Here is a 22,324-nt window from a genome sequence, read left to right on the forward strand (position 1 = left end):
AAATTTTTAATAACCCACCTGGTCCAAAATGATCGATATGAGAATCATAATGATTAATATAAACACCAGAATTCCAGATACTGCACCAATGGAGCTAAACCAAATGACTAAGAATGATGTTATAATAGCGATAATACCAGTGACAATGAATAGAACCCCTATTCTGCGTGCTAGCTTCTCTCTATTCACTGGTTCCCAAAAACCAGCAAAAAAGAAAAATGTTTTTTTAGACCGGACAACGTATCCAATCCATACGAAACATGCACCAATAATGATACCAATCAGTGAATCCATGTCCACGTTTCACATCCTTTAATCCCGCAAAAGTCTTGTATGATTTCTCCCTACCAAGGTTTACGATAATCGTTTATAAATGTTTCATTTATTCATAACAGATAGGTAAGGTTTTTGAGGTGACAAAAGATAATTTGGTCGATATGTCGGATCGAAAAATCGGCACGTTGCCTTGGGAGAAACCAGGGGAGAGATGAGTGGGCTTTATCCTGACAAGGGCAGAATAGAGCTGGATGATTTGTATATTTGCTTACCTTAAAGAAAATCCGCCCTTATGCAGGCGGATTTTCTTTCAATGAATCGATCAAAACCCAAGCTTCTTTAATTTCCTGTTCCGAATAATTTTGTTTGGGTTTAACCATGTAGACCTTCTCTACCACTTGTTTTCTCGGTAAATCATCAAAATAAAGCATCGTTGCGACAAGTTCCAAAAACCGGGAACTTTTTGTTTTCAATTCTGCTACCTTATCAGCAAAATCAGGCATGTCCAGGGAAAACTGACGCAGGAATTCCTGACCATCCTTTGTGATTTGATAATTGTATTGATAATAATTACTTTTTTCCTCTTTCTCTTCTGAAACAAATCCCAAGTTTGTCAGCTCTTCTACTCTCAGAGACAGTTCCTCTGAATACGGTCCATAAAAATGAAACTGAAACTTTTCTGCAAACGGTACATGGTTTTTTTGTAAAATATAAATCATTTTCTGCAACTTTTTGCGGCCTGGTACCTCTTTTGCAATAGAAAAGAAGTGCATTAATTTGGCATGATCAGTTAACATGTTGATTCGCTCCCTCATGATACAAAAGTTCTAGTATCCGTTTTCTTTTATCATCATCCATTTCCGGAAGTACATCAGCTGGAAAATATAGCTTATGATCGGTACGTTTCTTCCCGGAAATGGACTCAACAATATCCGATTCGCGGGAAAGCTCGCGAAGTTCATGATTTGGCATCAGCAAGAAAATCGGCAGACGCTCTTCCTCCTCACCAGGCCGGTAAAAATCGTATGGCAAGTCTGACGATGAGTCAACCACCAGATAATATTCCGGATCGATTCCAGCTTCCTGAAACATTCGGTACAGCTCCATCCATTCTTTCATTTGCAGGTTTGGATTGAATTCCACATACTTAAACAGCCGCCGATTCATAAACCGTTCGCACAGGTCACGTAGAATCGCATCGTCTTCCTCCTGCCAAAGCTGGAAATAATAGAATACAATTGCTTCATCCAGTTTCAAGTATTCATCAAGATCGGGTTTTTCGTTAAAAAAAGAAATAAAATGCGTCGGCTTTAGCTTAAATTGATAGTTATTATCAAACAAATACTTCGCCCGATGCAAAATCTTTGATAGAATCACTTCAGCACTGCGGGTTACCGGGTGAAAGTATACCTGCCAATACATTTGATAACGGCTCATGATGTAGTCCTCCACCGCATGCATCCCACTCGACTTAATAACAACCTGATCGTCAAGCGGGCGCATCACTCTCAGAATTCGCTCCATATCAAAATGGCCATAACTGACCCCAGTAAAATAAGCATCCCGCTGCAAATAATCCATCCGGTCGGCATCAATTTGACTGGAGATAAGACTGACAACCAGCTTATCTTCATATGTTTTCGCAATCACGTCCGCAACCTTTTGGGAAAAACCCTGTTCCACCCGTTCTAAAATCGTATGTATTTGCGTATTACCAAGGATAATTTTCTGGGTAAAATCTTCATGATCGAGTTTAAAGACTTTTTCAAAGGAATGGGAAAAAGGACCATGTCCCAAATCATGCAATAATGCGGCACAAAGGCACAACAAACGTTCATTATTGTTCCATTGCGGTTGATTCTGGAAGTTGAATATGATTCGGCGGACAATCTCATACACGCCCAATGAATGGTTAAAACGACTATGTTCAGCACCATGAAAAGTCAGGTTGCTCGTCCCCAGTTGTTTAATTCGCCGCAAACGTTGAAATTCCGGTGTTGCGATTAAATCCCAAATGACCCGATCATTCACATGAACATATCGATGCACAGGATCTTTAAATACTTTTTCCTCATCCAACTGTTCTTCTTTATACATTTCATTACACAACCCGTTTCTTTTCGATAGTTTTGTTATATTATATAATAGAAACCCGAAGTTAAAAAGAGGCTTTGGCAAATTCATTGTTGCCGGCGCATTGCTCATATTGAGGAAAACATGACAATGATGCAGTTTCCAAAGCACTGCAAGGAGTAAAATATGAAAAATTGGCAAGATATTATACGACATACAACATTTCGCTATGTGGATCAATCAGAACAAGCATATATCGAACAGATACCCATTTCGGCCATGGCCTCGTTTGCCATTGATGATGCCCTGGCAACATCAGTCAGCGAGGGGAACTCACCACCGACCCTCCGATTATGGGTACATCCGGAAACAATCGTGCTTGGTATTCCTGATGCCCGCCTCCCCTTTATTGAACAGGGAATTACGATGCTTCAGGAGCAGGGATATCAGGTAATTGTCCGTAATTCAGGCGGGCTTGCCGTTGCCCTTGATGCAGGCGTGTTAAATATCTCACTCGTCTTACCCGGGGTAAAACATATATCAATTTACGACTGTTATGAGGCGATGGTCAGCTTTGTTCAATTCATGCTGCGGGATAAGACGGACGCAATTGAAGCTTACGAAATTGTTGGCTCCTATTGCCCCGGTGATTATGACTTAAGTATTGGTGGTCGCAAATTTGCCGGCATTTCCCAGCGTCGAATCAAAGATGGCGCGGCTATTCAAATTTATTTGGATGTAAACGGAGACAGCCATCACCGTGCCGCATTAATTCGCGACTTTTATGCGGTTAGCTTGCAGGGGGAAGAAGCAACGTTTGCCTATCCCGAGGTGAATCCCGAAACGATGGCCTCCCTGTCTGAACTGCTTCATGAGCAAATAACCGTAGCCGATATGAAACAACGAGTTTTTGCCGCCTTAAAAACATTAAGTGAGGAAATCATTTGCACGGATTTCTCAGAGGATGAGCTGGCAACATTTTATACACGGCTCCGGCAAATGGAAAAACGAAATGAATTCATTTTAAGGATGAAATAATTCGAGCCACCAGACCTTCTATAGGAATGGTGGCTCTTACGCCTGCGGGATACCTGCAAGCGGTTGATATCACGCACGTTTGGGTTGATGATTCCAGTGTGCAGGTCGATATTTGGGATCGTTTGGTCGATATCACGCGTTATTGGGTCGATGCCCTGCAGCATATGGTTGATATCCACTGCACACTGGTCGATATTACATGTAACCCAGTTGATATCCGCGTGCTTTTGGTCGATTGCGCACCCGCTTTAACTAATACTCTACGATTCCATATTTTCCCTACCAATTTGCGTGATACCCTGTACTATCCGATTAAGCCGCCCCGGAACACGGGCTGATTACGATTGAGCGGCAGTGATAAGCGCAAGGTGATACACGTCATCGGCATTGCAGCCGCGGGATAAGTCATTCACTGGTTGATTTAATCCTTGTAAAATCGGACCAACGGCTTGAAATCCACCGAGGCGTTGAGCAATTTTATACCCGATATTGCCTGCCTCAAGACTTGGGAAGATAAATACATTTGCCTTACCTTCCAGAACTGAATCTGGTGCTTTTTTCTTTGCTACACTTGGGACAAAGGCTGCATCAAATTGGAATTCCCCATCAATCACCAGGTCAGGATTCTTTTCCTTTGCCAGTTTGACTGCTTCTACGACCTTATTCGTCTCATCTGATTTGGCTGAACCCTTGGTAGAAAAACTAAGCATAGCTACCCGTGGATCCACATCAAATAATTTGGCAGTTTCGCCACTCTCCACGGCAATTTCAGCTAAATCCTGACTGTCTGGAGCAATATTGATCGCACAATCAGCAAATACATATTTTTCTTCACCGCGCACCATAATGAATACGCCCGACGTTTTCTTGATTCCTTCTTTTGTTTTAATAATCTGTAACGCCGGCCGGACTGTCTCCGCTGTTGCGTGTGCTGCCCCACTTACCAGCCCGTCTGCTTGATTCATGTAAACAAGCATAGTGCCAAAATAATTTTCATTCTGCAACAACTCACGAGCTTCCTCTGCAGTCGCTTTTCCTTTACGCCGTTCAACAAACGTTTCAACCATTAATTCAAATTCCGGAAATTCCGCCGGATCGACAATTTTGCTTGCGGATACATCGACCCCAATTTCCTCCGCTTTATGCTTGATATTCGTCTTATTTCCAAGTAGCACAGGGGTTAAAATTCCTGCTGCTCCCAATTTACCAGCAGCTTCCAATATTCGTTCATCCTGCCCCTCTGGAAAGACTATATGTTTATCCTGATTAATAATGGTGCTTTCAATTGTTTCAAAAAGGTTACTCACATCGAACCCTTCCTCTCAAATAAAATTCTTTCGTGATTGCTATCATCTGTCCAACCAACATCATAATGGATTCAGGATAATATGAAAAGAAATCCACTACGATTAACCGGGTTTTTCACAAATCTGTTGAAAATGTTGATATAGCAGTTGATTTCGAAACCGTACTCCATGATTATCATTCCCCAATTGTGTTATAGTAAAAACATGAGCAATGAAAATGGATGATATGTAAAGGAGCGATATATAATGGTCGAAGCAGTTGAAACAGCGGACGGTTGGTATTCCTTGCATGATCTTAGAAGTATCGACTGGACTTCCTGGAAGATGGCATCAAGTGAGGAACGAGAAGCTGCCATTCATGAATTCGAACAATTACTAGCTAAATGGGAGGCAGTTGAAGAAGCTAAAAATGGCAGTCATGTACTTTACACAGTGATTGGTCAAAAGGCGGATCTCATGTTTATGTTTCTCCGTCCAACCATGGAAGAGTTGAACGAATTGGAAACAGAATTTAATAAATCAAAGTTCGCTGAATATCTAAGGCCGTCTTATTCCTATGTATCTGTCGTTGAAATTTCCAAGTATTCCGCGCCAAAAGAAGGGCCAGCATTAGAAACTTATCCAAAAATCCAGGAACGGCTCAAACCAATTTTGCCAAAGTGGGAGCATATGTGTTTCTACCCAATGGACAAGCGCCGGCAAGGGGAAGACAATTGGTATGCGACAGAAAAGGATATCCGGGCAAAACTGCTATATGAACATAGTAAAACCGGCCGCAAATACAGTGGCAAGGTGAAACAAATCATTACTGGATCGTTTGGCTTTGATGACTGGGAGTGGGGCGTTACATTATTTGCCCATGATCCTATCCAGCTGAAGAAAATTGTTTATGAAATGCGCTTTGATGAGGTCAGTGCCCGTTTCGGCGAATTTGGTGAATTCTTCGTCGGCAACCACCTGCCAAAAGAAAATATACCAGCATTTTTACACGTGTAAACTGTTTATTAAAAGGCTTCCTGCCACTTTTCAGGAAGCCTTTTTGTCATTTAGAGTTACGTCTCTCTTTTATACCTCCAGCATAACGATTACTTAGTTGTTTTGTCATACCTGATATAAAAATTTCATACACATCATTAAAGAGCCTAGCATAAGGATATACAGAAATGGGGGTGTGCGTTTGACTATTTTCCATGCATGTCAGTTTTTTTCATTGTGACCTAAAACGTGCTGTCCCATCGATAATTGAATAGTCAATGGAATGTGAGTCGAAACGATACCCTTTGTATTAACTCTATAGTGTAGTTTAAATTATTAGGTGGAGGTTTTCTTTATGAGTGAACAGCAAGATTATACCAACCCAATGTATCCTTACTACTACCCATACCAATCCTATTATCCAGTATACGACTATCGAGCGCTATATCCACAACAACAATTTTCACGAGCTGAGCCGCAGGGTGGCCAGCAATTTCCACAAACAACACAACAATTCCCGCAATCAGACCAGCAATTTCCGCAAGCGCAGCAGCAATTCCCACAGTTCCCAACAGGCGCAGCGGGTGAACAAGGTGGTACAACCGGAACAACTGGCACACCAGGCGAAACCGGGATGCTGCCACCACAGCAATCCTATATTGAAAACATATTACGACTGAACAAAGGAAAAGCCGTAACTGTTTATATGACGTTTGAAAGTGGTGAAAGTGGCGGTGGCGGTAGGGAGCAAGTATTCAAGGGAGTAATCGAGGCCGCTGGTCGGGACCATATTATCTTAAGCGATCCAGAAACAGGTATGCGCTATTTACTGTTAATGGTTTATTTGGACTACATCACATTTAGCGAAGAAATTAATTACGCTTATCCATTTGGCGGTGCAGCGGGCCCTGGTCTGGCAACATATCCGCCGCGATAAAGGCTGCCTAAAAAAGTATGGGAGGTTCACTTTTAAGGGTGAATGCTCCCATACAATATCTTCCTTCTTAAACATTACCATTCCTGTGAAGATTGTGTTTGCCGAAAAGGAGCGTACATCTATGCGACATCCATATGAAAAATTTATGAAGATGGAATTATTCGCCATTATCGGGGCGATTATTGTCGGGATTATCGCTCTTATCAAAGGCTTTGTTTTAGTCGTCATCCTTGCCCTTTATATGGTGTCCTTTAGTATGTTTAGTGGCGCAATAGTGGAATGGAACACACGTCAAACACAACAAGCAGGTAAACATCTGTTGCAGGCGGCAATGTTATTTATTTTCACGACCTATATGATTTTCCATTTATAAAGGATGTTCAAAAAGTCCGGTAAAAATGACGTGCCCCTTCAAAAGGGGTATGCCGACGTTGGGCGCAAAGCCCGTTTTTAGTCGGCCTTCCTTTGAAGAAGTTCGTTGGCTTGCTTTTCCGCTCCTCATGTATCTTCTATGTACACTCCGGTGCTCAAAGCTACGCCGCCTAGAACTTCTCGGTCCTTTTTATCCCTCCTTTTTGAACACACATTTATAAAAAGTATATCCTTTACAAATATTTCATGACAGCATACCCTAGCAAAATCCAGCCGATTAAAAATGCTACACCACCGAGCGGGGTAATCATGGCAAATGTTTTAATTCCGGATGTGGAATAAATATACAGGCTCCCCGAAAACAGGACAATCCCAATAAAGAACAGCCATCCAGCCCAAAGCATACCGCCAGTCTGAATTTTACTCATCAAAAGGCCGGTCACGAGCAAGGCCATGGTGTGAAACATTTCATAATGAACAGCCTTCTCCCATATACCCAGGGACTTTTCCGTAACTTTCCCCTCTAGCCCGTGCGCTCCAAAAGCACCTAAAGCCACTGCCAAAAAACCATTAAGCGCACCAAGCGCCAAAAATAATTTCATCTCCGTTCATCCCTTCATGAAAAATAGGTATCGAGTGAAATATGTGAAAACCTAAAAGTCAAAAATTGATTTCCCATTCGCACCATCATCATCAAACTCCGATTGTTTTCCTAATTGCCCATTACGTGGTGAGTCATACGTTTTTCCCATCATTGCCTTCATTTCATTTGCTGTAATATCATTGGTCGTTGCAGTTGGTTCATCTGTATTCTCAAGAAGAAGCTCACATAATAGTTTCACATTTTTGATGTGCTCGATCATCTTTTTATGGCTTGTTTGTTTTTCCCTTGCTTGTTGAGCTTCCCTGATGATTCGCTGAAGCACCGTTTGATCCGTTACTGACATCGTCTAACCGCTCCTTATTTGAACTTTCTACAGTATAACACGTGAAAGGGTATCTATGTAAAATCACGGATTAAGGTGGTATGTGCCAAATTAGTTGAGTATCCTTACTAACTAGTTGATCATTTGCGGTATTTCAGTAGCCCAGGTTTCGTGCGCGTACAAAAAGCCTTAGTTCTGTTCCAAGGCTTTGGCGTTCTAACTGAAGATAGTTTTTTCTTTTTCCTTCTGCTGCTCTTCTTTTGTATAGCGGTCAAAAACCCATTGCAGAAACTTGATTTCACGTTTTTGCAATGGCCTGCCAAGCTTCTCTTGCGTATCCTTACATACCTGCGAAAAACTTCCCATGATATTGACCCTCCCAAAAAAATGACAGTCAAAATACTCTCTATATTGTATCCTTATTCTAGTCATATATCAATCTGACCAAATATGTGTTTTTTGTGCATCTTTAAGGCTATGCTTATTGCTTTATAACATCTATCTTATTGTTTACTTCCAAAATCTTTCTGGTATTTTACATGCCGGATTTGACTTTTTCGTGCATCAGAAAAAAAGCTAATCGATCGAGTTTGGCTTGAAATCGATCGAGTTTGGCTTGAAATCGATCGAGTTTGGCTTGAAATCGATCGAGTTTGGCTTGAAATCGATCGAGTTTGGCTTGAAATCGATCGAGTTTGGCTTGAAATCGATCGAGTTTGGCTTGAAATCGATCGAGTTTGGCTTGAAATCGATCGAGTTTGGCTTGAAATCGATCGAGTTTGGCTTGAAATCGATCGAGTTTGGCTTGAAAGGCCCCCTTTTACAGGGGGCCTTTCAATGAACAAGTTTATTTCTTTAACTTATTTACCTATTTTTTCTTCCAGGTCATTGATTCTTGAACGTAGTACCTCCATATCTTCTTTGGTTGCAATGCCTAAGTCTTTGAGCATTTTTTCAGTCTGGTTTTGTTGCTTGGTACTCCATTCGCTTTTTTTGGATTCGCCTTTTTCAATAAAATTGTTCATTACAGTACGTGCCTGTTCCTGAGTTAACTCATTTTTATCAACCAGATCTTTCAATTTCTCTTCCAATTTCTCCTTGCCACTCACAGCTGCACCCAATCCCAACAAAAATCCTTTACGTAATAAGTCTCCCATGATATGACCTCCTATTTGTTTGATTGTATCATTTGATAATGTCGTAAAAACAACAAATTCAGGATAAAGAAAAAGATAACCAGAACAATCACGCATCCGATTAGCAAGAACGACATTCTCATTTGATAAGCATAAATACCTGTCAAACCACTACCTGCAACCATAATAAATGATATGACTTCAAGGAGCAAATAGAACTGATGCAGTAATCGATTATACTGTTTCTTCTTTTGCCATTTTCTATCCTTTTCCCCTCTTTCCAAGAAATCTAACATCGCTTTAGGAAAAGAGATGACTGGCTTTAGTGCATCTTTGGCAATTTCCTTATATACTGATTCGATAAAGGTCTTGCCACCAAACCACTCCTTTATCAATGGCTTGGCCCATTTTCCCAGATCGATTTGTGGGTAAATGCCAAATAATATACCAAGCACAATTGATACGGCCCGACCTAAATAAGCATAATCGGCCGAAAGCTGGATGGGCTGTTCCCGAATGAAAATACGAATATCATCCTTGATTTGTTCCATTACCTGGTTATCCATATTATTAAACGAGCCGTTTTCATACATTTCAATTGTCTGCTTAAACATTTTGATAAGGGAGTTACGGTCGGCATTTGGCAGGAGAAATTTCATCTCATCCAGTGCTGTTAATATCTTGTCATAATCATCGACAATTATCCCTTGAATGAGGCGTTTAAATAATTGGGTATCCTGTTTGCGAATTTCACCAATCATTCCAAAGTCAATAATGACAATGGTTCCGTCTTCCTGAATCAGAATATTCCCTGCATGTGGATCCGCATGAAAATAGCCAGGGTTAAAAAATTGATCGAAATAAAAATCAAATAAAGTTTTCGCGGTCTCCCTAATATTAATCTCATGTTCATGCATGAAATCGACATCGACTATTTTGGCACCTTTCACCCATTCCATGACGAGAATTTTATCGGTACACAACTCATCATAATAATCCGGAATATGTATGGATGGAAACCCTTCATAACGTTCCTTGAAATATTTCGCAAAATCAAGTTCCTGCCTAAAATGCAATTCTCGCTCCATGACAAAAATTAATTCGCGGTACAAGGTATGCAAGTCGGTCTTTTTTCCAAGCCTGGTAAACACGCGCATCAGCCAAAACACAATTTTTAATGCTTTAAAATCCATATGAAACGTTTCTTTCACATGACGCCTGCGGATTTTAATAGCGACAAGCGTGCCATCAAGCAGCCTCCCTTGATACACTTGCCCGATGGATGCGGATGCGATCGGTTTTTCCAGTATTTCACTAAAATGGTCGTCAATACTGCCTCCCCATTCCTGCTCCATGACGTGTTTTGCATAAGAAAAGGATACAGGTGGAACGCGATCAACCAGACCCGTTAATTCCTTGATGAACACATCTGGCATCAGGTCAGCCCTTGTACTTAAAAATTGCCCAACCTTGATTAATACGCCGCCAAGCTTCACCGCTTTGATCCGGTATTCTTTGGCTATTTTGCTTAGTAATTCATTCCATTTTTGCCATGTTCGATCATCCCAGATTCGATGCCTAACATGAAAAAGGTATATTTGGATGATAAACTTTATTGTCATCCAAACGATAACCGTACAACGATAGATAACATTGTATTTTAGTGGCTTTTGCACGATTAGCACCTCAACTTACTATACCCGCAATTGTAAGCGCCTTAAACTTGTTTTCACGCATTATCGGGCTGTAATACCAAGTTTCACTGTATAGCATATTCATCTCTTATATTTATACTCGCTTTTAAAAAAATTAAATTTAGGGCTGGATTATTTTGATCTTTAACGGTAGAATGGTGAATAAGTAAAGAAATTATATTTATTTCGTTATTAATGTATAAAAATACGCAAAGGGGAATAATTATGCATGAAAAATATAGACTTATAGATCATCTGAAATTTATCATTCCGTCATGCATCGGTGTTTTTCTATTTATGATACCTATCCCAAGCAGTGATGGACTAACTATTCCTATTGCCGTTTTGGCCAATTGGGTAGAGAATTTGCTGGTTGATCAGCTTTCAGCTATTATGATGATCATTATTATCATTACAGCTATCATGACGGTACTTGCCAAAATCAGACCAGAAACATTCACCAAATCACCATTCTTTCAAAATCTGTTCCATGTCAGCAATTTTTGGGCCGTAACGCGCGTGTTAGCTGCCATATTTGCCGTGATGGTGTTTTTCCATTTGGGAACAGAAGCCATCTATAGTGAGGATACCGGGCAAATGCTCCTTGGTGACTTATTACACGTATTGTTTGCTGTCTTTTTGTTTGCCGGATTATTTTTGCCTTTGCTGACGAACTTTGGGCTGCTTGATTTATTTGGTACACTAATGACAAAAATTATGCGGCCATTGTTCCGTTTACCGGGTCGGGCATCAATTGATTCACTGGCGTCATGGGTAGGCGATGGAACGATCGGTGTACTGTTGACAAGTAAACAGTATGAAGATGGGTACTATACCAAGCGTGAAGCAGCCGTTATTGGTACAACTTTTTCCGTTGTTTCGATTACCTTCACGTTGGTAGTCATTGGTCAAGTGGGACTTGAAAATATGTTTGTTCCTTTTTATTTAACAGTACTCATAGCGGGCCTCGTTGCTGCCATCATTATGCCGCGCATTCCGCCGTTATCGAGAAAAGCGGACACTTACATTAATGAAACGACAGAAGATATCGAGGAACAAACTCCCGAAGGATATAACAGTCTCACATTTGGCTATAAAAAGGCATTAGAACAAGCCAAAAAGCAGTCCAGCCTTACAAAATTTCTCAAAGAAGGCGTGCAAAACATCCTGGATATGTGGATGGGAGTTGCCCCAATCGTTATGACGTTTGGCTTGGTTGCCCTGGTTATTGCGGAGTACACCCCGTTCTTCCAGTGGTTGGGTGTACCATTTATTCCACTACTTGAGCTGTTGCAAATACCATCTGCAGCCGAAGCTTCGGAAACGATATTAATCGGGTTTGCCGATATGTTTCTTCCGTCCATTGTAGGCTCATCGATTGAATCGGACATGACCAGGTTCATCGTTGCGGCACTATCCGTTACCCAGCTAATCTACATGTCCGAAGTTGGCGGGCTGCTGCTGGGAACCAAAATACCGGTCTCCTTTGTCGACTTATTTGTCATTTTTATACTAAGAACTATCATTACGTTGCCGGTCATTACTTTAATAGCACATTTTCTTTTTTAGACAGAAATTGGATATAAAACAAAAGAGGCTGCCTCCTGAATGAAGGGATCAGCCTCTTTATTATTTAGCTGGAAAATGGTCAATTATTTACAGCTAAAGCATGCTTTATTTTCTGAACAATTAACGAGGTGTTTTTTGGTAACTCTTGATCTACGTGTTCATCTTCACTGGCCTTTTCCACTAGTTCATCATCATAGCCCAGCTGTTTTGCCACTGCTTTCATAAACTCATAGATACTGCTTATTTTAGCCGGGCCGACATGATACACGCCGGTTAGGTCATTATGGGCCATTTCATTAATAACCATTGTGACATCGTCAATATGCACAAAGGAGCGAATCAGATCGTCACGAAAGCCAATTGGTTTTCCCGCGCGCAAATGGTAGGCCAAGCGATCTGTTTGTTCATCCAATTTACCAATAACATTTTCTCCATAAATTGGACCCGCTCGTAAAATCACAGCATTCGTCAGTTCATTCGTAATTAAATGTTCCGCCTTTACCTTCCCATTTACATAGTTATGAAATTTATGGTCATCAGGTAAAGTGGATATTGGATCATCTTCCACGTATGGACCTTTGCCATCAGAAAAAACTAAATCGGATGACAAATATACCAATTTTATCTGCGGCGTCAGATGCGTAATCAAGTGCATAAGACCTTGATCGGTTAACTCGTTCTCATTTGGCCCGCTCATCACTGCCCATACCACCACATCCGGGGTCTCCTCCTTAAAAAAGCGGGAGAATGATTCCGGTTCGTTGACATTCAACTTATAGAGTCCGTCAAGCATGGCTGGTTCCTGTAAATATGTTCCGATCACTTCATCCGTTTCCGATTCCTTTAATTGTTTATAAACAGATACACCCAAATAACCATTAGCTCCGAAAACACATATTTTCATTTTTGCCACCTTCTATAAATTGGATTTAGAGGTTGTTCTGCTAGCTGTGCTCTGTTTTCCTACTTGCCTGACTAAAGACACCTCTTATAGATGATAATTTCCCCTCAATGACCGGTTGTGAAACCACCTGAATTGGTTTGCTTGACAATAGAAGGACGATAACTGCCGCAATGACGGCCAATCCAGCCAAATCCAAAATATTATCGACCTTAAACAAATCATAATGCCGGAATACTTGAATAAAGAATCCATGCAGGAGATACACATATAACGTTCTTGTTCCCAAATGGGTGAGCATATTTTTATTTTTCGGAACCCAGGCTAAAACGCTCATCGCCATTAGCGCCGAAGTGATATAAACAAGCAGACGTGCAACACCACCGAAATCCGGCATATCAAGATCACTATACGATTTGGAAGCCAATAGCCAGCCAGAGTTTATTTCAGGCGCAAAATAAATTGCTCCGGCAACCGACACCATGACGATTACCGAGATAATTCTTGCCGCTTTCGTCTTTAACAGCATGACATGTTCTTCTTTCAGCCAATAACCAATCAGGAAGAACGGAAAGAACACAAAGGTACGTGATAAACTAAATGTTTGACCAATCTCACCGAAATACCCAACAAGCAAGCCAATTTCAACAGCAATAGCCATACCTAATACGGGCGGTATCTTTTTAAACCAGTACAACAGCATATGCCAGCTGAATAGACTGAACAAAAACCACAGTGACCACTGCGGATCAAACAGACCGTTTTGCCAGCTGTCTTTGCCAATAATGAAATAAAAAATCGTATAAACCATCTGAAATATTAAATATGGTAATAGCAATTTTTTTGCTAGTTTTAGAACATAGTCTTTTTTGCCCGACCCTTTTGCAAAAAACCCGGATAAGAAGATAAATGCAGGCATATGAAATGTATAAATCCACATGTATAGCGTGTTAATTTTCTGCGAGTCGTCTGCAAATGGTTGAAGCATGTGACCAAACACCACTAAAAAAATTAATGCTAGTCTGGCATTATCAAAAAACGCATTTCTTTCCATGAAGCTCATCCTTTTTAAAAAAAGTATGTTGTTTAATTTCTAGTTTACCCGTTTTCACACGGAAATACCTCCATAACGGCCTATTTTCATCAGGATGTTAAAGCTGTGTAATTGAACTGAAATGAAGATATCACGATGTAATAATTTCTATAAAAATGCCATACTTTTGGTCAGCGTTGTTTGGGTGCCCCGACACCCAAACAACTGACTACTTCGCCACCTTTTTCTTTTGAGTTGTTGCTTTTTTCTTTCGTTTTGGTTGTGCCGGTTTGGGTTTGTCCTTTTTGGCACGATCCAGTGACGCCTGCAGTGCATCCATCAGGTTGGTCACATTATCTGGAGTCGGTTGTTTTTCACCCGTTGCTACTACATGATCCTTATTATTTTTCTTATCCTCAATTAAATCAAGCAAAGCGGTTCGGTAGTCATCTTTATACTTTTCCGGATCAAATTCGGTTGACAATTGTTCAATCAGCATTTTCGCTGTATCCAGTTCTTTTTCGGTTGTCTCTACCTGCTCAGGCACATTTGGCACGTCCTGTACTTGCCGAACCTCATCAGGATAATGAATGGTTTCGACAACCAATGTATTTTGATAAACCCGAATACAAGCAAGCTGCTCCTTAGAGCGGATAATCATTTTGGCGACACCAATTTTACCTGTATCCTGTAATGCCGCTCTCAGCAGGGCATAGGATTTACTACCGCCTTCATTAGGTGACAAATAATAGCTCTTTTCAAAGTAAATCGGGTCAATTTCCTCTAATTGGACGAAATCAACAATTTCCACCGCTTTATCCGCTTGTTCTTTCTTCAAAGCGGCCAATTCCTCATCGTCCAGGACAACAAATTTATTTTTGGCATATTCATAGGCTTTTACAATTTCATCATTTTCTACTTTTCGGTCACATACAGGACAAACGCGTTCATATTTGATTGGTGTCTGGCATTCTTTATGAAGCTGCCTAAGCTTGACATCTTTGTTTTCCGTAGCGGCATGCATTTTAACCGGAATATTCACCAAACCAAAACTAATAGTCCCCTTCCACATCGTATGCATGAAACATACCTCCTTTTTTTACATGAAATGTCTCTGTTTTAGTGTTCCGTTCTTGTTTCACTTTATCCTTTATGGGTAATTATCTTCTCTTGAGCCATATTATAAAGTGATTACTAAAAGGAGGTGTTTTAGTAATGGAAATCATGAAGCCAATTGCCAGCACAACCATACCGACCGGCGCTGAGTGGGTATATGAGGTGAAATATGATGGTTTTCGTTGTTTGCTTTCCTGGGAGAAGGATCAGGCGACATTAACAAGTAAAAACAATAAAGATTTAACTTCCTTGTTCCCTGAAATTGTAAATTTTTGCAATGTCCACCAGAAAAGGGTTGAACACTTGCTACCCGTTCAATTAGATGGCGAGTTAACTGTATTGAATCATACGTACCAGGCTAATTTCTCATGGATGCATACGCGCGGCAGAATAAAAACGGCATCGACAATCCACCAAGCGGCAAGGAAACGGCCGGCAACATTACTGGCATTTGACATGTTGCAGGTAAACGGTATCGATTTAATGACTAAATCATTCCAGCAACGCAAAGAACAATTAAAAGATTTTTTTATTGCAGGCGGCTGGGATTTTGATATTTCTCCATTAAATCGGATTAGTTACGTGCCCTGTCTGCAGGATGCAACCGAACTTTGGAATCGTATTTTTACATATAAGGCGGAAGGGATCATTGCCAAACGGAAAAATAGCGACTACACAGGTGGAAAAAACCATCGCGACTGGTTAAAAGTGAAGAATTGGCGCACCATCCAATGTGTTCTTACCCATTACGATCCGAAAAATGATTATTTTACCGCCGTTGTTTGGAATGGTCATGATTGGCAGGAAGTCGGCAAATGCAAACATGGGCTTGGTCAGGAACCAAAAGCGACGTTAAAGCAATTATTTGCCACCAAAGGGGAAAAAGTTGAAACTGGTTACCTGCTCCCACCAGCTATTTGTGCAGAAATCCATACCCTTGATTTACTGGAGCAAGAAATCCGCGAACCCGAGTTTGCCAAGCTGTTGGTTAACACCCTTGCTACAGACTGTACAGCAGAAAAATTAGCACTGGACATAGCCATGCTACCTGAAGAACTGGATTTAACCAAACCGGATAAACTGTTATGGCCGAATGCAAATTTCACAAAAGGCGATCTGCTTGTTTATTTAAGAGAAATATCACCCTATATGCTGCCATTTTTGCAAGATCATGTACTCACATTAATTCGTTGTCCGGACGGCGTGGATGGGGAATCATTTTTCCAAAAACACCTACCCGATTATGCCCCCTCCTATATTGACAGTATCATGGCAGAAAACGAACGGTTGATGATCTGTAATAACTTGAAGACACTTGTCTGGTTCGGTAATCATGGCGCATTGGAATACCATATTCCTTTTCAACGGTCTAAAAGCGCAACCCCTTCTGAAATTGTATTCGACCTTGACCCACCAGACCGAGAGCGTTTTTCACTTGCTGTTTTTGCAGCTCAATTATTAAAACAAATAGTTGATGATCTAGAAATTGTTCCCTTTGTAAAAACATCAGGTAATAAAGGATTACAAGTGCATATCCCTATTCCGGAAAATAGCATGACTTATGATGAAACAGCTATTTTTACGCAAGCGATTGCCCGGACGCTGGAGCAGGAATATCCACAGTATTTTACAACCGAGCGAATGAAGAAAAATCGTCATGAACGCCTGTATCTTGACTATATGCAGCACGGTCGGGATAAAACGATCATTGCCCCTTATTCACCAAGGAAAATTACGGAAGGAACAGTTGCCACGCCACTTTTTTGGGAGGAACTCAAGGAGGATTTATCACCGGTTGAATTTACAATTGCCAATGCAGTTGATCGTGTAAAATCACTTGGCGACCCATTTGCCGGTTATTTTATTGTGAAGGAACGGCAGAATTTAGATCCGGTGAAACAATTAATTGAAGAATGATGGTTTAAAAATATCATGGAAAATGCTCGATATTTCCCGGGAAATGTCGAGGAAATATAACGTGTTAGATTCCGATTGTACAGTGAGGTGAACTGATAGCGGCAGCAAGTTGACTATCAACCGGTATGCCTGGGATATCAGCCCAAATCATTAAACTATCACAAAATGGCCGCTTCCTCTCAGAAGCGGCCATTTCCTTAAATAGCTATATCTTTTTCAATTGCTGTTTTATCATTAAATGTTTTTAGATTTAATTTTCCCAGAATACGTGAAGTCAGTGTTCCTGATAATATCGAGTCATTGACGTTTAGTGCAGTACGGCCCATATCGATCAGTGCTTCAATGGAAATTAACAACCCAGCGAGTCCGACTGGCAACCCCATCGAAGAAAGCACGATGATAGCTGCAAATGTTGCACCGCCGCCAACACCGGCTACACCAAACGAACTGATGCCAACAATTAAGACCAGCTTGGCAATGAATCCGAATGTAAATGGATCAATGCCGGCAGATGGTGCAATCATGATCGCCAGCATCGCCGGGTATAAACCTGCACAACCATTTTGACCAATGGTGGCACCAAATGATGCGGACATGTTAGCAATACCTTCATGTACACCAAGCGAATTTTTTTGCGCATTGATATTTAATGGGATTGATCCCGCGCTTGAACGCGACGTGAACGCAAACGTCAGCACAGGCAAAACTTTTTTCAAATACATCATCGGGCTTAAACCAAAGACCCCGACCAGGATTAAGTGAATAATAAACATCGTAATAATCGCTACATACGACGCGATGACAAATTTACCAAGCTCAAGTATTCCAGCAAAATCAGTGCTGGCAACCGTATTCGCCATCAACGCTAAAATGCCAAATGGCGTCAAACGCAAAATCAAAGTGACAATCCGCATGACAACAGCATATAGCGAATTAATGATTTTTGTAAAGATCTCAGCCTGCTCGGGATTCTTTCTTCTTACCCCTAGTACCGCTATGCCAACGATAAGTGAAAAGATAACAACGGCAATTACCGATGTTGAGCGTTGTTGGGTCATATCCAGAAAGATATTTGATGGAATAAAGTCTAAAATCTTCTCTGGTGTCGATGTCTCCTCAACTTCACCCACTGTTTGCTCCATCTCACTACTGCGTTCCATTTCTGCTTGACCAGCATCAATTTGATCAGCATTCAAATGAAACAATGCCGCACTGCCAATTCCGACAAGTGCCGCAACCATTGCCGTAACCACGAGAATTCCAATAATCCATGCAGACATTTTCCCTAATTCTGATGATTTCTCCAGATTGATGATCGATTGGATAATCGATACCATCACAAGTGGTACAACAATCATCATAAGCAAATTGATATAACCGCTGCCGACAATATTATACCATTCAGTTGTCTGGGTTAATATATCTGAATCTGCGCCATAAATAACCTGCAATACAGCGCCGAGCACAATGCCAACGCCCAGCCCCGTGAATACGCGTTTTGTAAATGAAAAGTGTTTCTTCTGCATCCAAATAAGAAGACCGATAATTGCTAGTAAAACCGCAATATTTACGATAATTAAAAATGCATTCACGGTTTTTCCCCCCTGTCATGTTAATCGGAATGATATAAGATAATCCCGATAATGTTAGTATGCTTTAATACTATACAGGGAGATACAACTATGTGTCAAGAGAAAAGAAAATGGGCGATTTAATAACAAAAACACCGGAGCTAACGTGATCTTTCCTGTTAACCACAAATGAAAACTTTAAAGCTGTAACGACCAAGCCATAGGGGATAAATTAAAATTTCAAGCCACATTGTTCCAACCAGGTGATTTTAATCAAAAGGCAACCAGACAACATCATCTGGCTGCCCAAATTCAACTTTTACGGCGTTTTTCATTCATTATACGGCGATTCCCAAATTTCGCGTACTTTTATGGCAGTTTTGCATTCCTACCCAATTGTTGGTTCCAATTCAATCTCCACATTACCGCGTATAGCCCGGGAAATCATACAGCTTTTTTCCGCCTTTTCCACAAGTGTTTTTAACTTTTCCTTTTCTTCGGTAGTTGCACTGCTTTTTAAAGTTACAGTTGGTTTATGGATGATTTTTTTATACGTAATGACACCCTTCCTTACTTCGACAATTCCTTCCGATTCATGGTCCATATTTTGTAGTGGCAACCCGGCACGTTCGATCATTGCTGCCAGTGTAATAATATAGCATGTTGCAGCAGCCCCCAGAAGCATTTCATCCGGGTTTGTACCAATGCCTGGACCGTCCATTTCCGGCGGGATTGAAATCTTCGTTTGTAAGTTGCCAGCTTTGATAAATCCTTCACTGTTTCGCCCACCTGGCCAGTCCGCCTGTAAATGAAAATGATGTTCAGTCATTTGCTCACCTTCGTTCCTAAATTTTTCTTTTGGTTAAAATTATTGTTGTTCCAATATTTCCTTTAACACATTTGCTTGATTATGTGTTTCATCTTTTGCAGAAAATAACAATGTTACATGTCCATTATTTTCTTTCGTTATTTTTTTTAGCTTTTCTAATTCCTCATGCTGTGATCCTTCAGCCAACTCATCTTTATACTTTTGCTTAAACGCTGGATACTTGCCCGGATCATGGCCAAACCATTTTCTGAGTTCATTGGATGGCCCTACGTCTTTGATCCAATAATCAAGTTTCGCCTTTTCCTTTGACATACCTCTGGGCCATACCCGATCAACAAGTATCCGTATACCGTCGTCTTGTTCTGCCTCTTCATAGATTCGTTTGATTGCGATTGCCAATGCCAGGTCCCTCCTTATTCTATTCAGCTTTAGTGACATGGGATCGCTCTTGCATCAATCATATCGCTTAAAAAAGAACTTAAACAGTAAAAAGGCTTCTGTCCATCGTAATAACAAAAGCCTTTTGCTCATACTTTTCTATAATTTAAATTGACCCACTAGTTCAAGGAAGCAGGTGAACCCTATATTTATATCGACATAGAAGTGGGTTTATGAAGCAAAAAGCAACAGATGTAATTTTCCGTTAAATGAATAATTATAATTACCAGGTCTAGATAAAGTAAGCCCCCTACCTTCAAACGATAGAGGGCTCTCGTTAGTTCCGCTTCATTATAGCTTCCATCTCTTGTTGCAATGCAGCCAATTTTTCCGCACTTGCTTCACTGGATTTTTCGCAAACACCATAGTAGCATTTTATTTTCGGTTCTGTTCCTGATGGCCTAAAACATACCCAACTGTCATGTTCCAACAAATACTTGACTACATTTTCTTTTGGTAACGTGATTTGTTCTACCTTGTTTCCGTCATTTAGCAATGTCCGCTCACTGGTGAGATAATCTTCCACTTGCAACACCTTCAGACCACCAATTTTCGATAGCGGGGTGGTACGAACTTCTTCCATCATTGCCTCGATTCGTGCGGCCCCTTCTTTACCTTTCAACGTCAGTGATGTCATGCCTTCCCGATAATACCCATATTTTTCATATAACACGTCTAATGCATCAAGTAATGTCTTCCCTTGCTTTTTCCAGTAATACGCCAATTCACTGGCCATTACCGCGGCTTGTACGGCATCTTTATCCCGGACAATCCCGGAGATTAAATAACCATAGCTCTCTTCAAAACCGAAGATAAATGTCTCCTCTGTTGTATCATACTGGCGAATCTTTTCCCCAATATATTTAAACCCGGTTAATGTATCAATCGTTTTGACATCGTGGTCGCTGGCGATTGCCCTGCCAAGTTCAGTAGTGACAATGGTTTTAATCATCCGGGCATGCCTTAAATCCGAACGATTACTTTGCGTCAAAATATAATCTAATATAAGTGAACCGAGCTGATTTCCCGTTAACACTGTGTATGTTTCATTTGCATCTTTTACCGCGACACCAAGGCGATCCGCATCTGGATCCGTACCGATTAAAATGTCTGCGTCGACCTGTTCCCCATCAGCCATTGCCATCGTAAATGCCTGATGCTCTTCAGGATTTGGAGAAGCAACGGTAGAAAATTCCGGATCTGGTTTTGCCTGTTCTTCAACGACATGGACATTTGGGAAATTTAATTGCTTCAACCCTTTTAACACTAGATCATAGGCTGTCCCATGCAACGGCGTAAAAACAATGGATAAATCCTTATATGCCTGTTTTTCGTCATCAGGTAACCTTGAGATTTGCTTTAACTGATCCAGATAGGCCTGATCAATCTCATCACCTATCCAATGTAATAGTTCATGTTCCTCCAATTGCTTTTGATCAAGAACTGGAACGGTCAGCTCATTTTCCGTTTGGTTGATAAACGTAATAATCTTGTCTGCTTCTTCCGGAATGACCTGTCCGCCATCATCGTTATATACCTTGAACCCGTTATATTCAGGTGGATTATGACTGGCTGTAATCATGACCCCGGCACAGGCTCCCAAATGTCTGACCGCAAATGATAATAATGGCGTCGGGTGTAAAGAGGCAAATACGTACGCTTTGATCCCATAAGCTCCCAACACTTTAGCCGTTTCCAAAGCAAATTCCTGTGACATATGCCGGGAATCGTAGGAGATAGCCACTCCCCGTTGATCAGCATTTGTAAATGTTGCTTGTAAATAATTAGCTAGTCCATTTACCGCTTTACGAACGGTATAAATATTCATCCGGTTGATTCCTGCCCCTAAAACCCCGCGCATTCCGCCTGTACCAAAGGTTAACTCCTTATAAAAAGCGTCCTCAGCCTGATCATGTTCCATTTCGAGTACCTCTGCTTTTAGTACTGGTTCCAGACCCTCAAATGACTGCCACTTGTTAAAAACAATTTCCCATTGCTTCATTGCAGCATCTCCTTTACCCTTTTTAATGGGCCATTATCCTATTTCAAACGATTAGCCGACCCACCAGTCTATTTGTTCAAATTTTAGCATACTATTAAACGGAATTCTATTTGCGGAAGAGCTTTATTTGTTTAATTTCTATTATTTCCGGAAATAATAAGAAAGTGTCTCTTTCTATTTTATTCATTTGAAGATAAAATAATACTATATTGGA

Annotated in this window: 22 protein-coding genes and 1 pseudogene; 6 read left to right on the forward strand and 17 right to left on the reverse strand. The window is 40.8% G+C overall.

All coding sequences use genetic code 11. The features are described from left to right. Positions 1-6: 6 nt before the first annotated feature. The 3 genes from O2S85_RS17550 to O2S85_RS17560 all read right to left on the reverse strand — a co-directional run bounded on the left by O2S85_RS17550 (position 7) and on the right by O2S85_RS17560 (position 2,373). Entirely contained in the window at positions 7-294 is a 288-nt protein-coding gene (locus O2S85_RS17550) for a DUF3784 domain-containing protein (RefSeq protein ID WP_367746896.1), read from the reverse strand. 272 nt (positions 295-566) lie between these two features. Next, positions 567-1,073 carry a YwgA family protein gene (locus O2S85_RS17555; RefSeq protein WP_269410571.1) on the reverse strand — a complete coding sequence of 169 codons (507 nt, stop codon included), beginning with the start codon at positions 1,071-1,073 and terminating at the stop codon, positions 567-569. Then, complete coding sequence (locus tag O2S85_RS17560) at positions 1,063-2,373, reverse strand: HD domain-containing protein (protein ID WP_269410572.1); 1,311 nt, start codon at positions 2,371-2,373, stop codon at positions 1,063-1,065. The genes O2S85_RS17555 and O2S85_RS17560 overlap by 11 nt, the downstream gene beginning before the upstream one ends. Before the next feature lie 162 nt (positions 2,374-2,535). Here O2S85_RS17560 and O2S85_RS17565 point away from each other — a divergent pair, with 162 nt between their 5' ends. Then, positions 2,536-3,387, forward strand: coding sequence for a lipoate--protein ligase family protein (locus tag O2S85_RS17565; RefSeq protein ID WP_269410573.1), 852 nt, complete (start codon positions 2,536-2,538; stop codon positions 3,385-3,387). 338 nt (positions 3,388-3,725) lie between these two features. Here the strand turns inward: O2S85_RS17565 and pta are convergent, their stop codons facing one another. Continuing rightward, positions 3,726-4,694 (reverse strand): phosphate acetyltransferase, encoded by a 969-nt coding sequence (gene pta / locus O2S85_RS17570; RefSeq protein WP_269410574.1) that lies wholly within the window; start codon positions 4,692-4,694, stop codon positions 3,726-3,728. A gap of 246 nt (positions 4,695-4,940) precedes the next feature. Between pta and hemQ the strand changes: the two genes are divergently transcribed. The 3 genes from hemQ (at position 4,941) to O2S85_RS17585 (ending at position 6,979) form a co-directional block, all read left to right on the forward strand. Beyond that, entirely contained in the window at positions 4,941-5,690 is a 750-nt protein-coding gene (gene hemQ, locus O2S85_RS17575; protein WP_269410575.1) for a hydrogen peroxide-dependent heme synthase, read from the forward strand. A 334-nt stretch (positions 5,691-6,024) separates the two neighbouring features. Next, positions 6,025-6,606 carry a spore coat protein GerQ gene (gerQ, locus tag O2S85_RS17580; protein ID WP_269410576.1) on the forward strand — a complete coding sequence of 194 codons (582 nt, stop codon included), beginning with the start codon at positions 6,025-6,027 and terminating at the stop codon, positions 6,604-6,606. A gap of 121 nt (positions 6,607-6,727) precedes the next feature. Then, entirely contained in the window at positions 6,728-6,979 is a 252-nt protein-coding gene (locus O2S85_RS17585; RefSeq protein ID WP_269410577.1) for a hypothetical protein, read from the forward strand. A 232-nt stretch (positions 6,980-7,211) separates the two neighbouring features. Here the strand turns inward: O2S85_RS17585 and O2S85_RS17590 are convergent, their stop codons facing one another. The 6 genes and pseudogenes from O2S85_RS17590 to O2S85_RS17615 all read right to left on the reverse strand — a co-directional run bounded on the left by O2S85_RS17590 (position 7,212) and on the right by O2S85_RS17615 (position 10,716). After that, positions 7,212-7,580, reverse strand: a complete 369-nt coding sequence (locus O2S85_RS17590; RefSeq protein ID WP_269410578.1) for a DUF423 domain-containing protein — start codon at positions 7,578-7,580, stop codon at positions 7,212-7,214. Positions 7,581-7,631: 51 nt separating this feature from the next. Next, a complete protein-coding gene (locus O2S85_RS17595; protein ID WP_269410579.1) occupies positions 7,632-7,925 on the reverse strand; it encodes a YwdI family protein in 294 nt (97 codons plus the stop codon). A gap of 195 nt (positions 7,926-8,120) precedes the next feature. Then, the gene (locus O2S85_RS17600) at positions 8,121-8,270 is read right to left on the reverse strand and encodes a hypothetical protein (protein ID WP_269410580.1); all 150 of its coding nucleotides are present in this window, start codon (positions 8,268-8,270) and stop codon (positions 8,121-8,123) included. A 169-nt stretch (positions 8,271-8,439) separates the two neighbouring features. Continuing rightward, a pseudogene (locus O2S85_RS18995) lies at positions 8,440-8,658 on the reverse strand (coiled-coil domain-containing protein); the annotation flags it as partial. Positions 8,659-8,764: 106 nt separating this feature from the next. Next, positions 8,765-9,061, reverse strand: a complete 297-nt coding sequence (locus O2S85_RS17610; RefSeq protein ID WP_269410582.1) for a phasin family protein — start codon at positions 9,059-9,061, stop codon at positions 8,765-8,767. 11 nt (positions 9,062-9,072) lie between these two features. Further along, positions 9,073-10,716, reverse strand: a complete 1,644-nt coding sequence (locus O2S85_RS17615) for an ABC1 kinase family protein (protein ID WP_269410583.1) — start codon at positions 10,714-10,716, stop codon at positions 9,073-9,075. A gap of 243 nt (positions 10,717-10,959) precedes the next feature. On the opposite strand from O2S85_RS17615, the gene O2S85_RS17620 reads away from it, so the two are divergent. Further along, positions 10,960-12,303 (forward strand): YjiH family protein, encoded by a 1,344-nt coding sequence (locus O2S85_RS17620; RefSeq protein ID WP_269410584.1) that lies wholly within the window; start codon positions 10,960-10,962, stop codon positions 12,301-12,303. A gap of 79 nt (positions 12,304-12,382) precedes the next feature. Here the strand turns inward: O2S85_RS17620 and O2S85_RS17625 are convergent, their stop codons facing one another. From O2S85_RS17625 to ku, 3 genes are all read right to left on the reverse strand, one after another. Then, positions 12,383-13,207 carry a sugar nucleotide-binding protein gene (locus O2S85_RS17625; RefSeq protein ID WP_269410585.1) on the reverse strand — a complete coding sequence of 275 codons (825 nt, stop codon included), beginning with the start codon at positions 13,205-13,207 and terminating at the stop codon, positions 12,383-12,385. Between the two features lie 40 nt (positions 13,208-13,247). Next, a complete protein-coding gene (locus tag O2S85_RS17630) occupies positions 13,248-14,258 on the reverse strand; it encodes an acyltransferase family protein (RefSeq protein WP_269410586.1) in 1,011 nt (336 codons plus the stop codon). A gap of 208 nt (positions 14,259-14,466) precedes the next feature. After that, a complete protein-coding gene (gene ku, locus O2S85_RS17635) occupies positions 14,467-15,318 on the reverse strand; it encodes a non-homologous end joining protein Ku (RefSeq protein WP_269410587.1) in 852 nt (283 codons plus the stop codon). Positions 15,319-15,452: 134 nt separating this feature from the next. On the opposite strand from ku, the gene O2S85_RS17640 reads away from it, so the two are divergent. Further along, positions 15,453-17,270, forward strand: coding sequence for a DNA ligase D (locus O2S85_RS17640; RefSeq protein WP_269410588.1), 1,818 nt, complete (start codon positions 15,453-15,455; stop codon positions 17,268-17,270). A 197-nt stretch (positions 17,271-17,467) separates the two neighbouring features. On the opposite strand, the gene O2S85_RS17645 is transcribed toward O2S85_RS17640, so the two are convergent. The 4 genes from O2S85_RS17645 to O2S85_RS17660 all read right to left on the reverse strand — a co-directional run bounded on the left by O2S85_RS17645 (position 17,468) and on the right by O2S85_RS17660 (position 22,110). Next, positions 17,468-18,862: an L-cystine transporter gene (locus O2S85_RS17645; protein WP_269410589.1), complete on the reverse strand. Its 1,395-nt coding sequence runs from the start codon at positions 18,860-18,862 to the stop codon at positions 17,468-17,470. 367 nt (positions 18,863-19,229) lie between these two features. After that, entirely contained in the window at positions 19,230-19,670 is a 441-nt protein-coding gene (locus O2S85_RS17650; protein ID WP_269410590.1) for an OsmC family protein, read from the reverse strand. 39 nt (positions 19,671-19,709) lie between these two features. Continuing rightward, positions 19,710-20,069: a DUF488 domain-containing protein gene (locus O2S85_RS17655; RefSeq protein ID WP_269410591.1), complete on the reverse strand. Its 360-nt coding sequence runs from the start codon at positions 20,067-20,069 to the stop codon at positions 19,710-19,712. 316 nt (positions 20,070-20,385) lie between these two features. Further along, a complete protein-coding gene (locus O2S85_RS17660) occupies positions 20,386-22,110 on the reverse strand; it encodes a phospho-sugar mutase (RefSeq protein WP_269410592.1) in 1,725 nt (574 codons plus the stop codon). Between the last annotated feature and the right edge of the window lie 214 nt (positions 22,111-22,324).

Source organism: Lentibacillus daqui, from assembly GCF_027186265.1.
GTDB lineage: Bacteria > Bacillota > Bacilli > Bacillales > Amphibacillaceae > Lentibacillus_C > Lentibacillus_C daqui.